The organism is Roseomonas sp. OT10 (assembly GCF_020991085.1).
GTDB classification, from domain to species: domain Bacteria; phylum Pseudomonadota; class Alphaproteobacteria; order Acetobacterales; family Acetobacteraceae; genus Roseomonas; species Roseomonas cutis.
This window is the reverse complement of sequence record NZ_CP087719.1, coordinates 2035462-2052675: the sequence shown is the minus strand read 5'-3', so window position 1 is coordinate 2052675 and position 17214 is coordinate 2035462. Positions and strand designations below refer to the sequence as shown.

At 74.7% G+C, this 17214-nt stretch carries 14 protein-coding genes and 1 other annotated feature; of the genes, 7 read left to right on the top strand and 7 right to left on the bottom strand.

Going from position 1 to position 17214, the window contains the following annotated elements:
• The first annotated feature begins 67 nt into the window (after positions 1–67).
• From gloA to LPC08_RS09495, 4 genes are all read left to right on the top strand, one after another.
• Positions 68–466 carry a lactoylglutathione lyase gene (gene gloA, locus LPC08_RS09510; RefSeq protein ID WP_230452452.1) on the top strand — a complete coding sequence of 133 codons (399 nt, stop codon included), beginning with the start codon at positions 68–70 and terminating at the stop codon, positions 464–466.
• A gap of 31 nt (positions 467–497) precedes the next feature.
• Complete coding sequence (locus LPC08_RS09505) at positions 498–1934, top strand: YcjX family protein (RefSeq protein ID WP_230452451.1); 1437 nt, start codon at positions 498–500, stop codon at positions 1932–1934.
• A complete protein-coding gene (locus LPC08_RS09500) occupies positions 1931–2821 on the top strand; it encodes a DUF697 domain-containing protein (RefSeq protein WP_230452450.1) in 891 nt (296 codons plus the stop codon). Before LPC08_RS09505 ends, LPC08_RS09500 begins: the two co-directional genes overlap by 4 nt.
• A gap of 98 nt (positions 2822–2919) precedes the next feature.
• Entirely contained in the window at positions 2920–4227 is a 1308-nt protein-coding gene (locus LPC08_RS09495) for a PQQ-dependent sugar dehydrogenase (RefSeq protein WP_230452449.1), read from the top strand.
• A gap of 62 nt (positions 4228–4289) precedes the next feature.
• Here the strand turns inward: LPC08_RS09495 and gltX are convergent, their stop codons facing one another.
• A complete protein-coding gene (gene gltX, locus LPC08_RS09490) occupies positions 4290–5672 on the bottom strand; it encodes a glutamate--tRNA ligase (protein WP_230452448.1) in 1383 nt (460 codons plus the stop codon).
• 135 nt (positions 5673–5807) lie between these two features.
• Positions 5808–5863: a sequence feature (sul1 is cis-regulatory element that is thought to sense ions involved in sulfur or methionine metabolism; They are found in Alphaproteobacteria), on the top strand.
• Between the two features lie 70 nt (positions 5864–5933).
• Here gltX and LPC08_RS09485 point away from each other — a divergent pair.
• Both LPC08_RS09485 and LPC08_RS09480 read left to right on the top strand, forming a co-directional pair.
• Positions 5934–7412, top strand: coding sequence for a SulP family inorganic anion transporter (locus LPC08_RS09485; protein WP_255702316.1), 1479 nt, complete (start codon positions 5934–5936; stop codon positions 7410–7412).
• A gap of 73 nt (positions 7413–7485) precedes the next feature.
• Positions 7486–9663, top strand: a complete 2178-nt coding sequence (locus LPC08_RS09480; protein WP_230452447.1) for a ComEC/Rec2 family competence protein — start codon at positions 7486–7488, stop codon at positions 9661–9663.
• An 18-nt stretch (positions 9664–9681) separates the two neighbouring features.
• Here LPC08_RS09480 and lexA read toward each other — a convergent pair whose 3' ends face one another.
• The 6 genes from lexA to LPC08_RS09450 all read right to left on the bottom strand — a co-directional run bounded on the left by lexA (position 9682) and on the right by LPC08_RS09450 (position 16272).
• Positions 9682–10428, bottom strand: coding sequence for a transcriptional repressor LexA (lexA, locus tag LPC08_RS09475; protein WP_230452446.1), 747 nt, complete (start codon positions 10426–10428; stop codon positions 9682–9684).
• Positions 10429–10555: 127 nt separating this feature from the next.
• On the bottom strand, positions 10556–11761 hold the full coding sequence (locus LPC08_RS09470; RefSeq protein ID WP_230452445.1) for a molybdopterin molybdotransferase MoeA: 1206 nt from the start codon (positions 11759–11761) through the stop codon (positions 10556–10558).
• Positions 11761–12237 (bottom strand): cyclic pyranopterin monophosphate synthase MoaC, encoded by a 477-nt coding sequence (gene moaC, locus LPC08_RS09465; RefSeq protein WP_230453031.1) that lies wholly within the window; start codon positions 12235–12237, stop codon positions 11761–11763. Before moaC ends, LPC08_RS09470 begins: the two co-directional genes overlap by 1 nt.
• Before the next feature lie 11 nt (positions 12238–12248).
• Complete coding sequence (gene trpC, locus LPC08_RS09460; protein ID WP_230452444.1) at positions 12249–13097, bottom strand: indole-3-glycerol phosphate synthase TrpC; 849 nt, start codon at positions 13095–13097, stop codon at positions 12249–12251.
• A 98-nt stretch (positions 13098–13195) separates the two neighbouring features.
• The gene (gene trpD, locus LPC08_RS09455) at positions 13196–14209 is read right to left on the bottom strand and encodes an anthranilate phosphoribosyltransferase (RefSeq protein ID WP_230452443.1); all 1014 of its coding nucleotides are present in this window, start codon (positions 14207–14209) and stop codon (positions 13196–13198) included.
• A 155-nt stretch (positions 14210–14364) separates the two neighbouring features.
• Positions 14365–16272: a peptidylprolyl isomerase gene (locus LPC08_RS09450; RefSeq protein WP_230452442.1), complete on the bottom strand. Its 1908-nt coding sequence runs from the start codon at positions 16270–16272 to the stop codon at positions 14365–14367.
• A 135-nt stretch (positions 16273–16407) separates the two neighbouring features.
• On the opposite strand from LPC08_RS09450, the gene tpiA reads away from it, so the two are divergent.
• Positions 16408–17172, top strand: coding sequence for a triose-phosphate isomerase (gene tpiA / locus LPC08_RS09445; RefSeq protein ID WP_230452441.1), 765 nt, complete (start codon positions 16408–16410; stop codon positions 17170–17172).
• Positions 17173–17214: the final 42 nt, after the last annotated feature.

Below are 17214 nucleotides of genomic sequence, written 5' to 3'. Positions count from 1 at the left end.
TGACCGCGTGGAACCCGCGCCGGGTCATCCCGACCCGCGCCGCCACGCCCGAGGGAGACTGCCAGGGATGAGCGAAGGACGCTTCCTGCACACGATGATCCGCGTGGGCGACCTCGACCGCTCGGTGACGTTCTACACCGGGCTGCTGGGCATGAAGGAGCTGCGCCGCAACGACGTGCCGGCCGGCCAGTATACGCTCGCCTTCCTCGGCTATGGCGAGGGCAACAAGGACAATGGCGGCGAGATCGAGCTGACCTACAACTACGGCGTCGAGAAGTACGAGATCGGCACGGGCTTCGGCCATCTGGCGGTCGGCGTGCCGGACGTGGCGGCGGCCTGCGAGAAGGTCCGCAACGGCGGCGGCAAGGTGACGCGCGAGGCCGGGCCGGTGAAGCACGGCACCACCATCATCGCCTTCGTCGAGGACCCGGACGGCTACAAGATCGAGCTGATCCAGCGGCCGTAACCCGGGGACCGGCTGCGCCGTTGCGCGGGGCATGGCCCTCGACCCGATCGACGCGCTGACGGGCGCGCCCCTCCGCCTCCTCCGCGACACGTGGTGGAGCGCGGAGGACGCCGCGCGGGCGCTGGCCGGGCGGGACCGGGTGCGGCTGGCCGTCACCGGCCTGTCGCGCGCCGGCAAGACGGTGCTGCTGACCTCGCTGATCGCCAACCTGCTGGCGGCCGGGGCACGCGCCCGCACCCTGCCGGCGCTGGAGGAGCAGGTGGAGGGCCGGCTGCTCTCGGCCCGCCTCGTCCCGCCGGGGATCGAGACGACGCCGCGCTTCGACGCGGCCGCGCATCTGGAGGCGCTGGCGGCCGAGCCGCCGCGCTGGCCGGAGCGGACGGAGGACCTCTCCACCCTCTCCCTGGCGCTCACCATCCGGCGGCGGAACCTCTGGGGCCAGCTCCTGCCCGACCGGCAGGTGACGCTGGACCTGCTGGACTATCCCGGCGAATGGCTGCTGGACCTGCCCATGCTGGGCGGGCGCTTCGCCGGCTGGTCGGACGCCACCCTGCTGCGGCTGCGCAAATCCGCCGCCGCCGGGCCGGTCGCCGCCTTCCTCGCCTTCGTGGATTCGCTGCCCGAGGCCGCGCTGGCCGAGGAGGCGCTGGCGAAGCGCGGCTGGGCGCTGTACCGCGACGCGCTGCGCCATTGCCGCGACCGGCTGGGGCTGCGCTTCCTGCAGCCGGGGCGGACGCTGAATCCCGGGCCCCGCGGCGAGGCGCCGCTGCTGTGGTTCTTCCCCCTGCCGGAGCGGGTGCGCGGCGGCGGGCTCGCCGGGCTGCTGGAGCGGCGCCACGACGCCTATCTGGACGACCAGCGGCGGGAGTTCGTGGAGCCGGTCTTCCGCCGCTTCGACCGGCAGGCGGTGCTGGTGGATGTGCTGGGCGCGCTCCATGCCGGTCGTGCCGCCTTCGACGACACGGCCGAGGCGCTGACCGCCATCGCAGGCGCCCTGCGCTACGGCGGCTCCTGGACGGACTGGCTCACCGGGGCGGGGGTGTCGCGCGTCGCCTTCGCCGCGACCAAGGCGGACCACGTGCCGGAGGTTTCGCGCGACGCGCTGACGGGGCTGCTGGGCGACCTGGTGGAGGCGCCGCGCAGCCGCGTCCTCGGCGCGGGGGCGCAGGTCTCGGTCCATGCCATCGCCGCGATCCGCTGCACGGAGGAGGCGGTGGTGGAGCGCGACGGCCGCGCCATCCCCGCCGTGCGCGGCGTGCTGCTGGAACCGGGCGACGCGGCGCCGCGCTGGGTGAAGGTCGATCCGGGCGTGGTGCCCAGCCGCCGGCCCGGCGAGTCCTACTGGCGCGCGCCCTTCTTCGAGATGCCGGTCTTCCGCCCGCCACGGCTGGAGCCGGACGGGCTTTCGGGCGTTCCGCATCTGGGGCTGGACCGGCTGCTGGCCGCGCTGATCGGGGATCTGCTGTGAACGGAAACGAGGAGGCGAGGGGGCCGCGCGTCATCCTGGAGGAGCCCGTGCCGCCGGGCGCGGTGCCGCCGCGCGTCGACCTGGGCTGGGACAACGCCGTGGTGCCGGTCGCCGAGCCGCGGATCGGTGGCTGGTCGAGCCTGAGCCTGCTTGCCACGGGCATCGCCTCGCTGGTGGTGGGGCTGTCCGCGCTGGACGCGGCGAATTTCGTGGCGGCGCAGTTCGGCCGCTCCGTCTGGCTGGGCGCGATCACCCTCGTCGTGGCGGCGGGCGGCTTCGGCCTCATCCTGGCCGCCGGGGTGCGGGAGCTGCGGGGGCTGACCGCGCTGGAGGAGGTGGACCACGCCCGCGCCGCCTTCGCCGCAAAGGACATCGTCCGCGCCCGGGCGGAGGCGCTGCGCTGGGCCGAATCGGTGCCTGAGGCGCGGGCGTCCCTGCCGGCCCTGCGTGCCGCGCCGGACACGGAGACGCTGCGGGCGCATCTGGAGGCCGGGCCGCTGCGGGTGCTGGACGAGAAGGCGGTGACGCTCGGCCGGGTGGCGGCGGCGCAGGCCTTCGCGGCGACCGCGATCAGCCCCTCGCCGGCCTGGGATGCGCTGGTCTTCGGCTGGCGCGGTGTGCGGCTGGTCCGGCAGGTGGCGGCGCTGCACGGGCTGCGGCCGGGGATCGCGGGCACCATCGCGCTGCTGCGGCGCAGCGCCTTCAGCGCGGCGACGGTGGCGGCGACCAACATCCTGGCCGATGCGGCGACCCGGGCGGTCGTGAGCAACCCGCTGATCGAGAAGCTGGCCGGCGAAGCCGCAACCGGCGCGGTGGCGGCAAGGCGCATGCTGTCCCTCGCGCGGGCGACCGCCCTGGCCTGCCGGATCGTGCCGCCGCCCGCGTAGGGCGGCGCGGGGCGCTGAAGCGGACGGAGGGGCCCGGGCGTTCCACCCGGCAACAGGCCGGGCACGCCCCGCACCGGCCGGCTGCCGGAGAATCCTGGATGCCCCTGACCCGACGCGCCATCGCCCTGGCGGCCGCGGCCCTGCCCGGCAGCGCCCTGGCCCAGCAGGGCCCGGACCAGCTTCCCGGCTTCGGGCCGGACCCGCGCCTGCCCGCGCCGGATACGTCGCACGCCGTGACGAACCACCCGACCCGGATCGGTTGGCCCGAGGGCCACACGCCCACCGCCGCCGAGGGCTTCCGCGTGTCCCGCCTCGCCGGCGGGCTGGACAACCCGCGCAACCTGCTGGTCCTGCCCAATGGCGACGTGCTGGTGGCGGAGGCGGCGACGAAGCCGAAGGAGCCGCGCAACGCGGAGGAGCGGGAGAAGATCGCGCAGCAGCGCCGCTCCGGCACCATGCGGGACAGCGCGAACCGCATCACCCTGCTGCGCGGCCTGACCCCCGCGGGCGAGGCTAGGGAGCGCGTCGTGCTGCTCGACGGGCTGAACCAGAATTTCGGGATGGCGCTGGTCGGCGACAGCCTGTTCGTCGCCAACACCGACGCGGTGCTGCGCTTTCCCTTCGCGCCCGGGCAGACGCGGATCACGGCGCCGGGGCGGAAGATCCTCGACCTGCCGGCGGGGGGCTACAACAACCACTGGACCCGCAACCTGCTGCCCACCCCGGACGGGCGCGGGCTGTTCGTCGCGGTCGGCTCGGCCAGCAATGCCGGGGAATACGGGCTGGAGCAGGAGGAACGGCGCGCCGCCATCCTCCGCGTCGGGCTGGACGGCTCAGGGGAGACGGTCTTCGCGAGCGGCCTGCGCAACCCCGTGGGCATCGCGCTGCAACCCGGCACGCAGACCCTGTGGACGGTGGTGAACGAGCGGGACAACCTGGGCGACGACCTGGTGCCGGACTACCTGACCCATGTGCAGGAGGGCGGGTTCTACGGTTGGCCCTACAGCTACTACGGCCGGCACGAGGACCCGCGCCTGGCCGGGCAGCGGCCGGAGCTGGTGGCGAAGGCGATCGTCCCCGACTATGCGCTGGGTCCGCACACCGCGTCGCTGGGCCTGTGCTTCTCCACCGGCGCGGCCTTCCCGGCGGCATGGCGCGGCGGCGCCTTCATCGGCCAGCGCGGCTCGTGGAACCGGGAGAGCTACAGCGGCTACCGGGTGCTCTACGTCCCCTTCCGCGACGGGCGGCCGGATGGCGCCCCACGCGACCTGCTGACGGGCTTCATGGCCAACCCGCGAACGGGCGAGGTCCACGGGCGCCCGGTCGGGGTGGCGATGGACGGGCAGGGCGCGCTGCTGGTCGCGGACGATACGGGCGACAGCGTGTGGCGGGTGACGGCCGCGTAGCACCGGCCCCGCCACGGGCGGACTCCCGGAAGAAGGGGGGAGTCCACGCCCCCCGGAGAGTTCTACGCCGAGGCGATCCGCGCCAGCGTCTCCTCGCGCCCCAGCGCCGCCAGCACGGCATCGATCGGCGGCGACTGGGTGCTGCCGGTCAGCGCCGCGCGCAGCGGCTGGGCCAGGGCGCCGAGCTTCACCCCCTGGGCCTCCGCCTGGTCGCGGAGGAGGGATTCCAGCGCCGGGCGCTCCCAGGCGATACCCTGCATGGCCTTGGCGAGCGTGGCGAGGCGGCCGCGCGCCTCGGGGGTCAGCAGCCCGGCGGCCTTGGCCTCCATCGCCGGCCGGGCGAGGGCGAAGGCGGCGCCGTCCGCCATCTCGACCAGGGTGCGGGCGCGGGGCTGGAGGTCGGGGATCAGCGCCCGCACCCGGGCCTCGCCGGCCGCGTCGATGGGCAGGTCCCGCTTCGCCAGGATCGCCAGCACCTCCTTGGCCAGCCGCTCCGGCTCGGCGGCGCGGAGATACAGGCCGTTGAGGTGCGCCAGCTTGGCCTCGTCCATGCGCGAGGCGGCGCGGCCCACATCGGGCAGGTCGAAGAGCGCGATGGCCTTGTCGCGGGGCACGTACTCCTCGTCGCCATGGCCCCAGCCGAGGCGGAGGAGGTAGTTGTTCAGCGCCTCCGGCAGGATGCCCTGGTCGCGGAACTCCAGCGCCCCGACCGCGCCGTGGCGCTTGGACAGCTTGGCGCCGTCCCGGCCGTGGATCAGCGGGATGTGGGCGAAGGCCGGACGGTCCCAGCCCATGGCGTCGTAGACCATGATCTGGCGGAAGGTGTTGGTCAGGTGGTCGTCGCCGCGGATGACGTGGGTGATGCCCATGTCGTGGTCGTCCACCACCACCGCATGCAGGTAGGTCGGCGTGCCGTCGGAGCGCAGGATGATCATGTCGTCCAGCTCGCTGTTGCGGACCCGGACCTCGCCCTGCACCAGGTCGTTCACCACCGTCTCGCCGTCGCGCGGGGCCTTGATGCGGATGGCGGGGGCGAGGCCGGCCGGTGCCTCGGACGGATCGCGGTCGCGCCAGCGCCCGTCGTAGCGCGGGGGCCGGCCCTCCTTCACCGCCAGCTCGCGCATCGCCGCCAGCTCCTCCGCCGTGTCGTAGGCGCGGTAGGCCTTGCCCTCGGCGAGCAGCTGCTCCGCCACCTCGCGGTGCCGTGCCTCGCGCGCCGCCTGGAAGACGGGCGGCTCGTCCGGCGAGAGGCCGAGCCAGTCCAGGCTGTCGAGGATCTGCTGCACCGCCTCGGGCGTCGAGCGGGCGCGGTCGGTGTCCTCGATGCGCAGCAGGTACTGGCCGCCGTGGTGGCGCGCGTAGAGGTAGTTGAACAGCGCCGTGCGAGCGCCACCGATGTGCAGGTAGCCGGTGGGGGAGGGCGCGAAGCGGGTGCGGACGGTCATGATCCAGGCAGATTAGCCCGGAACGCGCCGGCGCGGAACGAAGTCGGCATCCGGTCAGCCCTGCCCATGACAGGGACCGGCCGCGAGGTTCATGTTGCGGCGCAGCGCGGCGGCCGTTACCGTGGGTCCATTCATCCCGGACCCGGTGCAATCCCGGGTGGCTCCTCCGGCCGCCGATCCGCCGGATAACGCACACGACAGGACATGCCCCGGCGGCCCCGCCCGCCGGCGTCCTGCGCTGACTGCGGAATCCCTGTCTCCATGAAAGAACCCATCTTCCACCACGACCGCGCCGAATGGTTCGGCGGCGGGCTCGGCGCGCTGCGCCGCGACGTGCTGGCCGGCATGGTCGGCACCTTCGCCCTGATCCCGGAGGTGATCGCCTTCTCCTTCGTGGCCGGCGTCGATCCCCAGGTCGGGCTCTTCGCCACCTTCGTCATCGGCGTGGTGATCGCCTTCGCCGGCGGCCGGCCGGCCATGATCTCGGGCGCCGCGGGCTCCGTCGCGCTGGTCGCGGCGGCGCTGGTGGCGAGCCACGGGCTGCAATACCTGCTGGCGGCGACCATCCTCTGCGGACTTCTGCAGATCGTCTTCGGCCTGTTGCGGCTGGACGTGCTGATGCGCTTCGTCTCGAAATCCGTCCGCACCGGCTTCGTCAACGCGCTGGCCATCCTGATCTTCTCGGCCCAGGTGCCGCACATGCTGGGCGTCACCTGGCACACCTACGCCCTGATCGCGGCGGGACTCGCCATCATCTATCTGCTGCCGCGCGTCTTCACCGCCATCCCCTCGCCGCTGGTCTGCATCCTGGCGCTGACCGCGTTCACCATCGCGGTGCCGATGCCGGCGGCGACGGTGGCCGATCTCGGCCGCCTGCCGGATTCGCTGCCGAGCCTGTTCCTCCCCGACGTGCCGCTCACCCTGGAGACGCTGCGGATCATCGCGCCCTATTCCCTGGCCATGGCCGTGGTCGGGCTGCTGGAATCGCTGATGACGGCGACGGTGGTGGACGACCTCACCGACACCAACAGCCGCAAGGCACGGGAATGCACCGGGCTCGGCCTCGCCAATGCGGCGGCCGGGCTGTTCGGCGGCATCGCCGGCTGCGGCATGATCGGCCAGACGGTGGGCAACATCCGCTTCGGCGGGCGGGGGCGGGTCTCCACCCTGACCGCCGGCGTCTTCCTGCTGGTGCTGATGGTGCTGCTGCGCCCCTGGGTGGCGCAGGTGCCGGTGGCGGCGCTGGTCGCCATCATGGTCATGGTCTCCGTCGAGACCTTCTCCTGGGCCTCGCTGCGCGACGTGACCCGCCATCCCAAGGTGTCGAGCATCGTCATGCTGGCGACCGTCGCGGTGACGGTGGCCACGCACAACCTCGCCGCCGGGGTGACTGTGGGCGTGCTGCTCAGCGGCGTCTTCTTCGCCTTCAAGGTGATGCGCCTGCTGGACGTGACGAGCCGGTACGACCCGGGCACGGACACCCGCACCTACCGCGTCGCGGGCCAGGTCTTCTTCGCCAGCGCCGACCTCATGGCCGATGCCTTCGACTTGCGCGACACGGCGCGGCGCGTGCGGATCGACCTGACCGGCGCGCATCTGTGGGATGTCACCGCCGTCGCGGCGCTGGAGGCGGTGGTGGGCAAGCTGCGCCGCCGCGGCGCGGAGGTGGAGGTGGTCGGGTTGAACGAGGCCAGCGCCCGGATGGCCGACCGGCACGGCCCCGCCATCCTGGCGGGCTGAAGCCCTCGGGGCGAAGGGGGCCGACGCCCGGGACATTGGTTGTGGTCCCGGAAAAATTGTTCCACTTTGGGATGTGTCCCACGCGGCCCTGACCCCGCTGCGCCTTCGTCCCGGCTGGTCCTGGCCGGCCGCGTGGCGCGCGCGCGTCCTGGACTGCGTCGCGGCGGAGTGGTCACGCCTGCCGCTCTGGCTGCCGGTGGCGCTGGGCGTCGGGGTCGTCGCCTATTTCTCCGGGCGCGCGGAACCCGGCCCGGCCTGGCTCTGGCTGCCCTGGCCGCTCCTCGCCACGGCCCTGGCGCTGCGCGGCCGCCGGCCGCTCCTCGCCGTGGCGCTGGCGCTGGCCGGGGCGGTCGCCCTGGGCTTCGCCGGGGCGCTGTGGCAGGCGGGCCGCCAGCCGCCCGTGCCGGAACTGCCCGGCCGCGCCGTGGTCGTGACCGCCCGGGTGGCGGAGGTGGACCTGCTGCCCGAGGGCCGCCGCCTGCGCCTGGAGGGCGCGCGCTGGGACGGGGCGGAAGCGCCGCTGGAGCGCGACATCCGCATCCGCCTGCGCGCCAACGACCCCACCCGGCCGCTGCCCGGGGACACCGTCCGCATCCGCGCCCTGCTGCGCCCGCCCTCGGCCCCCGTGGCCCCGGGAGCCTGGGACTTCCAGCGCGCCGCCTACTTCTCCGGCCTTGCCGGCAGCGGCTTTGCCCTCGGCCCGGTGGAGGTGCTGGCGACGGACGGCCCGGCCGGGCTCGCCACGCTGCGTTCCGCGATGGAGGCGCGGGTGACGGCGGCCATCCCCGGGGCGGCCGGGGTGATTGCCGCCGCCATGCTCACCGGCAGCCAGTCCGGCATCCCGGCCGAAGCGATCGCCGCCATGCGCGACAGCGGCCTCGCGCACCTGCTCTCCGTCTCCGGCCTGCATGTCGCCATCGTGATCGGGCTGGGATTCGGCACGACACGGCTGCTGCTCGGGCTGGTGCCGCCGCTGGCGCTGCGGCTGGACGGCAAGGCCGCGGCCGCCGTGGCCGGCCTGATGCTGGGCGGCTTCTATACGGTGCTGACCGGGTCGCAGGTGCCGATGCTGCGTTCCTTCGCCATGGCGGCGCTGGGGGTGGTGGCGCTGTTGCTGGGGCGGCGGGTGATCTCGCTGCGCGGCCTCGCCCTGGCGGCGGCGCTGGTGATGCTGTGGCAGCCGGATGCACTGCTCGGCCCGTCCTTCCAGATGTCCTTCGGCGCGGTCATGGCGCTGGCCGCGACGGCCGAGGCGATGCGCGGCCGCCTGCTGCTGTGGCGCGGCCAGGGCGAGGCCTGGCGCCGGGTGGCGCTGGCCGTGGGCGGGCTGATGCTGACCTCGCTGGTGGCGGGGGCGGCGACCACGCCCTTCGGCCTGTACCATTTCGGCCGCCTCCAGCTCTACGGCGTCGCGGCCAACGCGCTGGCGGTGCCCATCACCTCCTTCCTGATCATGCCCGCCGGGCTGGCCGCGGCGCTGCTCATGCCGCTGGGCCTTGAGGGCATGGCGCTGGCACCGATGGGCTGGGGGGTGGAGGCGGTGCTGTGGGTGGCAGGGCAGGTGGCCTCCTGGCCGGGCGCCGTCGCCGCCACGCCGCCGATCCCGGCCTGGGGCCTTGCCGTGCTGGCGCTGGGCCTCTGCTGGCTCTGCCTGTGGCGCGGCGGGGTGCGCTGGCTGGGGGTGCCGCTGCTGGCGGCGGGACTGGCCTCCGGCCTCGCGGCCGATCCCCCCGACCTGCTGGTGTCGCAGGACGGGCGGCTGATCGCCCTGCGCACGGCGGAGGGTGTCTGGCTGGAGCGGGCGAGCGGCGCCAGCAGCTTCACCCGCGACAGCTGGCTGCGCGCCTGGGGGGAGGGGGAGGCGGAACGCCTGCCGCCGGAGGGTGACCTCGCCGGGGGAGCCATCCGCTGCGCCAGCACGGGATGCGTCTTCCGTCCCCGGCCGGACGCCGCCGCCGCCGCCCTGCTGCGCGCACCGACCGCGCGACGCGGGCAGGCGGCGCCACCCGTGGTGGCGGAGGGCTGGTGCGGCCAGGCCAGGGTGCTCGTCTCCGCCGAGCCGATCCGTGGCCGCTGCCGGGAAACCGTGGTCGTGGACCGCTTCAGCGTCTGGCGGAACGGTCCCCATGCGGTCTGGCTGGGTCCGTCCGGGCTGCGGGTGCTGTCCGACCGCGACTGGCGCGGCACCCGCCCCTGGGTGCCCCCGATCCCCACGCCCCGCCCGCGCGAGCCCATGGCCCCGGCGGAGTGAGGGGCGAGCCCGGCGAGGTCAGTACCGGCGCAGCAGCCCGACCAGCCGGCCCTGCACCTTCACCCGGTCCGGGCCGAAGATGCGCGTCTCGTAGCGGGGGTTCGCCGCCTCCAGCGCCACCGAGTTGCCGCGGCGGCGCAGCCGCTTCAGCGTCACCTCCGCATCATCCACCAGCGCTACGACGATGGAGCCGTTGTCGGCCGTGTCGCCGCGGCGGATGATGACCGTGTCCCCGTCCAGGATCCCCGCCTCGACCATCGAATCGCCGGCAACCTCCAGCGCGTAGTGCTCGCCATGGCCCAGCAGCGCCGTCGGCACCTCGATCCCCGTGCCCTGGTCCCGCAGCGCCTCGATCGGCAGGCCCGCGGCGATCCGGCCATAGAGCGGCAGATGGACGGCCGGCGCCTCCACCGGCCGCGTCACGCCCGCGAGGTTCGGCACGAAGTGCCCGCGGATGACGTTCGGCGCGAAGGCGGGGGGCGCCGGGGTAGGCTCGGCCGACGGTGCCGAGGACGGGATCGCGGCCATGGCGGGCTTGGCGGCGGCCAGGTTCTCCGGCAGGCGCACCACCTCCAGCGCGCGGGCCCGGTGGGCGCGCCGCCGCAGGAAGCCCCGTTCCTCGAGCGCGGTGATCAGCCGGTGGATGCCGGACTTGGAGCGGAGGTTCAGCGCCTCCTTCATCTCCTCGAAGGAAGGCGAGAACCCCGTCTGCCGCAGATGACGGTCGATGAAGACCAGCAGCTCGTGCTGCTTGCGCGTCAGCATAGGGAAAATCCTCCGGCGGACTCGCCGGCGAACAAACCGGCAACCCGCCGGCATGTTCTAGATAGGTTCCAATGGGATGGTCAAGCTTGTCCCCGGAATCCACAGGTCCGGTGGCCGGAACGGCGCGTCAGAGGCCCAGCGGCGCCAGCTCGATGATCTCGACCGGCGTGCCGGCCGGGGCGGCCGGCGCGAACGGGGCACGGATCAGCAGGGCATCCGCCCCGGCCAGCAGCCGCAGCATGGAACTGTCCTGCCGTGGGAAGGGCATGGCGACGGGCACCCCGCCCTCGCCGGGGGCGCAACGGGCGCGGAGGTAGTCCTGGCGCCGGTCGTTCGCGGCCAGATCCGCCCCGGCGCGCGCCGGCCGGCTGGGCGTGGGTCCGGCCGGCAGGCCCGCGAGCCGCGCCAGCGCGGGCAGCAGGAACAGCACGCCGCAGACCAGTGCGGAGACGGGGTTTCCCGGCAGGCCCAGCAACGGCACGCCACGCAGCCGGCCCCAGATCAGCGGCTTGCCCGGCCGCATGGCGATCCGCCAGAAGCCGAGCTCGAACCCCTCGGGCCCCAGCGCCGACTGCACCAGGTCGTGGTCGCCCACGCTGGCGCCGCCGGTCGTCACCAGCAGGTCGCAGCCCTCCGCCGCCCGGGCCGCCGCCGCGATGGCCGAGGAGTCGTCGCGCACCACCGGCAGCACCACCGGCTCGCCCCCGGCCGCGCGGACCATGGCGGCCAGGGCATGGGCGTTGGAGGAGACGATGCCGCCCGGCGGCACCGGCTCACCCGGCAGGACGATCTCGTCGCCGGTGGCCAGCAGCCCGACCCGCGGGCGGCGACGCACCGCGAGCCAGGGGTGGTTGCCCGCCGCGGCCAGGCCGATGTCGCGCGCCGTCAGCCGCCGCCCGGCTTCGACCAGCACCTCGCCCGTGGCGAAGTCCAGGCCGCGGCGGCGTATCCAGCGCCCGGCGGCCGGTGCCTCCCCAACCCGCACGCGGCCTTCGAGGGCGGTGGCATCCTCCTGCAGCAGGATGGCATCCGCCCCCTCGGGCAGGACGCCGCCGGTGAAGATGCGCACCGCCTCGCCGGCGCCGAGGGTGCCGGAGAAGGGATGCCCGGCCGGCGCGGTGCCGACGACGCGCAGCTCCGCCCCCGTGGCGCCGTCGGCGGCACGCAGCGCATAGCCGTCCATGGCGGAGACGTCGGCCGGCGGCTGGGTCAGCCGCGCGGTCAGCGGCGCGGCCAGCACCCGGCCCCATGCGTCCGGCAAGGCCACGGTTTCCGCCGGCAGCGGCGAGAGCCCGGCGAGGACCCGGTCCAGCGCCTCTTCGACCGGAAGCATCACGTCGCCTCGTAAAGTCCTGATTTGCCGCCGCTCTTGCGGACCAGGCGCACCGCCTCGATCCGCATGGCGCGGTCCACCGCCTTGCACATGTCGTAGACGGTCAGGGCGGCGACGGTCACCGCCGTCATCGCCTCCATCTCCACGCCGGTCCGCCCGGCAGTGGTGACGGCCGCCTCGATCTCCAGCGCATCCGGCCCGGAGGGCGTCAGCTCCAGGCGCACGGAGGAGAGGGGCAGGGGGTGGCAGAGCGGGATCAGCTCCGCCGTGCGCTTGGCCGCCATGATGCCGGCGATCCGCGCCACGCCGAGCACGTCGCCCTTGCCGGCCCGGCCCTCGACGATCAGCCCCAGGGTTTCCGGCCGCATCGCCACCCGGCCGCGCGCCACGGCCTCGCGCACCGTCTCGGCCTTGCCGCCGACATCGACCATCCGCGCCTGGCCGGCGGCGTCGAAATGGGTCAGCCCACCCTGCATGGCCGGGTCGCTCAAAGCGCCTCGATCAGCGAGCGCGCGGCCTCCCCGGGGTCGGGCTGGCGCAGCAGGTGCTCGCCGACCAGCAGGCAATGCGCCCCGGCGCGGGACATGCGCCGGACATCCTCCGGCGTGCGGATGCCGCTTTCCGCCACGGGGATGCGGTCGGCCGGGACCATCGGGGCGAGCCGCTCGGTGGTGCCGATATCCGTCCGCAAGGTTTTGAGGTTGCGGTTGTTGATGCCGATCAGCCGTGTCTCGAGCGCCAGCGCCCGCTCCAGCTCGCGCTCGTCATGCACCTCGGCCAGGACGGCTAGGTCCAGGCTGCGGGCCGTGTCCTCCAGCTCCTGGGCCTGGCTGTCGGAGAGGGCCGCCATGATCAGCAGCACGCAATCCGCACCCATGGCGCGGGATTCGAAGACCTGCCAAGGATCTATGAGGAAGTCCTTCCGCAGCACGGGAAGTCCGCAGGCCTCCCGCGCCGAGCGCAGGTCGGCGGCCGTCCCGCCGAAATAGGCGAAGTCCGTCAGCACGGACAGGCACGCCGCCCCGGCCTCGCAGTAGGTGCGGGCCATGTCGGCGGGATCCAGCCCCTCGCGGATCGGGCCGCCGGAGGGGGAGGAGCGCTTGATCTCGGCGATCAGCCCGGCGCGGTTCTCCCCCACCGCGGCGCAGAGCGCCCCGGTGAAATCCCGGACCTTGCCGGAGGCGCGGGCCAGCCGCTCCACCTCGCCGAGGGGGGTTGCCTGCGACCGTTCGCGCACCTCGATCGCCTTGTCGGCGAGCACGCGGGCCAGGACATCGGGAATCCCGCCGGTCGGAACCGGGGGCAGGGGAGCGACGGACGGGGAGAGCTGGTCCATCCTGGGTTCCTGGGATCACGACGCCGGATCGTCAATCCTGTCGCGAACCGCAAAAAAGGGTAACGCTGGGACGAGGTGCGGCGCCAGGGGCGGCCGCGTCAGGCGGCGGTGAGGGCCCGCAGCCGCTCGAGAACCGCCGCAGCGGCGCCGCGATCCACGGATTCCGCCGCCATCGCCGCGCCCCGACGCAGATCGTTCGCCACCCCCGCCACGACAAGGGCCGCCGCCGCGTTGAGCAGGACGCAATCCCGGTAGGCGCCGGGCGCGCCGCCCAGCAGCTCCGTCAGGGCGGCGGCATTCTCCGCCGGCTCCCCGCCGCGAAGCTGCTCGGCCGGGGAGCGGGGCAGGCCCGCCTCCTCGGGCGTGACCTCGAACTCGGCGATGCGACCGTCCTTCAGCTCCACGACCCGGGAGGGGCCGGCGATGGTCAGCTCGTCGAGTCCCTGGCCATGCACCAGCCAGGCATGCTCCGTCCCCAGGCGGCCGAGGCTTTCGGCCATGGGGCGCAGCCATTCCGCCGCATAGGCGCCGGTGAGCTGCCGCTTCACCCGCGCCGGGCTGGCCAGCGGGCCGAGCAGGTTGAAGATGGTCCGCGTCCCCAGCTCCATGCGCGGGCCGGCGGCGTGGCGCAGGGCGGCGTGGTGGCGGGGGGCCATCAGGAAGACCATGCCGGCCCCCGCCAACACCTCCGGCAGCCGCTCCATCGCCACGTCCAGGTTCACGCCCAGCGCCGCCAGCGCGTCCGAGGTGCCGGAGCGGGAGGAGAGGGCGCGGTTGCCGTGCTTGGCCACGGGCACGCCGCAGCCCGCCACCACCAGCGCCGTGGCGGTGGAGATGTTCAGCGTCCCGGCCGCGTCGCCGCCCGTGCCGACGATGTCGATGGTCCCCGGCGGGGCCTCGACGGGGATCATGCGGGCGCGCATGGCACGCAGCGCGCCGGTCATCTCCGCCACCGTCTCGCCGCGCAGGCGCATCGCCATCAGCAGGCCGGCGATCTGGGCCGGCGTGGCCTCGCCCGACATGATGATGCCGAAGGCCTGCTCCGCCTCGCTCTCGGCCAGCCGTTCGCCCGCCGCCAGCCGCGCCAGGATCGGCTTGAGGGAGGCGGTCATGCCGGCACCCCGCGCCACCAGGCCGCGCCGCGCGGAGCGGGGTGACGGGGTGGCGCGGCGGCCGCGCCGGGGCTGCGGAGGATCATGGCGCCCGATCCTTCGGATGCCGGCCGGGCACGGTCAAGGCCGGCCGGTGGCGGGCACCCTGCGGCGGCTCAGGGCGCGCCGGCGATCTGGCGCAGCGCGTCCTCGTTGATCGTGGCCCTGGCGCGGTCCCGCAGGGCGGCGGCGTACTGCGCCTCCAGCTCCTCCTGCATCGCCAGCTCGACCTGCGTGCGGGCGGCGCGCAGCGCCTCGGGGTCGGCGGCCGCGTCGCGGACCACCTCCACCACCTGCCCCACGGCGAATCCGTCCGCCGTGCGGGCCATGGTCACCTCGCGCGGCTTCGCCTCGAAGAGCGGCCGGATCAGCTCCGACGGCAGGGTGGCGGCGCCCGCCGGGTCCTGGCGCGGATCGCGGCCGAAGGGCGCGGTGCGGTCGGCCGACAGCCCGGCCTTCTCCGCGGCTTCGGCCAGCGAGGCGCCATCGCGCGTGGCGGCGAGCAGCGCGGCGGCACGCTCCTCCTGCGACCTCGCCCTGGCGTCGCGGATCCAGGCGAGCCGCACCTCGGGCTCCACCTCCGCGAAGGGGCGCAGCGCCGGGGCGGCGACGGATTGCAGCTGCACGCCGACGAAGCCGGCGCCGGCCTGGGACTCGGTCATCCGCGGCGTCTCGCCCTGGCGGGCGGCGAAGATCGCCTGCACCGCCTCGGTGCGGGCGTAATCCGGCACCGGCATGGCGGCCGGGTTCCCGTCCGGCCCACGGCCCTGGGCATCGGTGGTGACGGTGCCCACTGCGAGGCCGAACTGCCGCGCCGCCTCCTCCAGGGGAGCCCCGCCGGCCAGCGCATCCTCGGCGGCGTTCACCCGCTCGAAGGCGAGGTCGGCGGCGGCGACCTGCGCCAGCTCCTGGCGGATCTCGTCGCGCACCTGGTCCAGCGTCCGGGTCTGCGGCGGCTCGATCCGCTCCACCTTCAGCACGTGCCAGCCGAAGGGGGACTGCACCGGCCCCGCCACCCCGCCCGCGGGGGCGGAGAACGCTGCCTCCGCCAGCTCCGGCACCGACAGGTCGGCGCGGCTGGGCGTGCCGAGATCCACCGCCTGCCCCCCGGCCGCGGTGGCCTGGGACTGGATGGCCGCGAAATCGGCGCCGCCGCGCCAGGCCTCGGCCAGGGCCTTCGCCGCCTCCTCCTGCGGCACCACCGCCTGCTCCAGCGCCCGGCGCTCGGGCAGCTCGTAGCGGCCACGGTTGGCTTCATAGGCCTGGGCGATGTCGGCGTCGGACACCTGCACCTCGGGCGCCACCACCTCGGCGGCGAGGCGGGCGACCACGGCGGTGCGGTACTCGGGGGTGGAGAAGCGCGCCGCCTCGTTCTCCTGGTAGCGGCGAAGCTGCTCCTCGGTCGGCGCGGCCGGCTCGGGCGCGTCGTCGGCGCGCAGGCGCACGATGTCGGCCACCCGCTTCTCCCGCACGAAGGCGACCAGCGGCTTCACCATCGCCTCGGGCCCCGCGGCCCCGGCGCGCACCGCCCCGGTCAGCTGCTGGCGCTGCAGCTCGGCGGCGACCAGGGCGAGGAAGCCCTGCTCCGAGATGCCGTTGCCCGCCAGGAACTGGTTGAACAGCCGCCGGTCGAACTGGCCGGCCGTCTGGAAGGCTGGGATGCCGAAGACGTAGTCGCGCACCGCCTCGGCGGAGGCGGCGACGCGCATCCGCCGCGCCTCCTGCTGCAGGCTGCGCTGCGCCACCAGCGCCTCCACCGCCTGCCGCGCCACCGCGAGGCGCATGGTCTCGTTCGCCTCGAAGCGCGGGCCGAGCTGGCGCTGCAGCCGCTGCAGCTCCCGCCGTGCCGCATCCTGCGCCTCGGTCAGCTCGATCGGCTCGCCATCCACCCGGGCCACCGCCGTCTCGCGGCCGAAGTTGCGGACGATGTCCTCGATCCCCCAGATGCCGAAGGAGAGGATGAGGAGCAGGAACAGGACCTTGGCGAACCAGGTGCCGGCAAGGCGTCGGAAGGCGGAAAGCATCTCGGTCCCGTTCAGGCGGCAGGGAGGCGCGGACGCTTAGCGGAGCGGGCCACGCTTGCCAAACGCCGGTTGCCAAAAACGGGGGGGGCGGATACCGCCGTCACGCAACGTTTCGGTCCGCAGGAGCCTGCCACGATGACCCCCGGTGTCCGCCCCCTCATCGCCGGCAACTGGAAGATGAACGGCACGCTGCGCGAGGCCGCCGCCCTGGCCGAGGGAATCCGGGCCGGCGCGGCGGAGGTGGCGGAGCGGGCGGAGCTGCTGGTCTGCCCGCCCTTCCTGCACCTGCACGTCGCGGCGGCCGCCATCGCCTGGAAGCCCGTCTCGCTCGGCGCCCAGGACTGCGCGCCGCAGGAGAAGGGGGCGCATACCGGCGACGTCTCCGCGCCGATGCTGGCCGATGCCGGCTGCGGCTACGTCATCCTCGGCCATTCCGAGCGCCGGGCGGACCATGGCGAGACGGATGCGGTGGTGAAGGCCAAGGCGGAGGCCGCCATCGCCGCCGGGCTGGTGCCCATCGTCTGCGTCGGCGAGAGCGAGGCGCAGCGTGAGGCCGGGGAGGCCGAGGCGGTGGTGGCCGCCCAGCTCGCCGGCAGCCTGCCGGAGGGATTCGCCGCGGCGAAGGGCGTCGTGGCCTATGAGCCGGTCTGGGCCATCGGCACCGGCAAGACCCCGACCGAGGGGGACATCGCCGCCATGCATGCCCGGATGCGGGCGGAGCTGGCGGGGCGCCTCGGCGCGGGCGGGCAGGCGACCCGGCTGCTCTACGGCGGTTCGGTGAAGCCCTCCAACGCCGCCGGAATCCTGGCGCTGGCGAATGTGGACGGCGCGCTGGTCGGCGGAGCCTCGCTGAAGGCGGAGGATTTCCTGGGCATCGCCAGGGCCGTCGCGGCAGGCTGACGGCGCCGCGCCGCGCGGAAGTTTCGCGGCGCGCCCAACCCG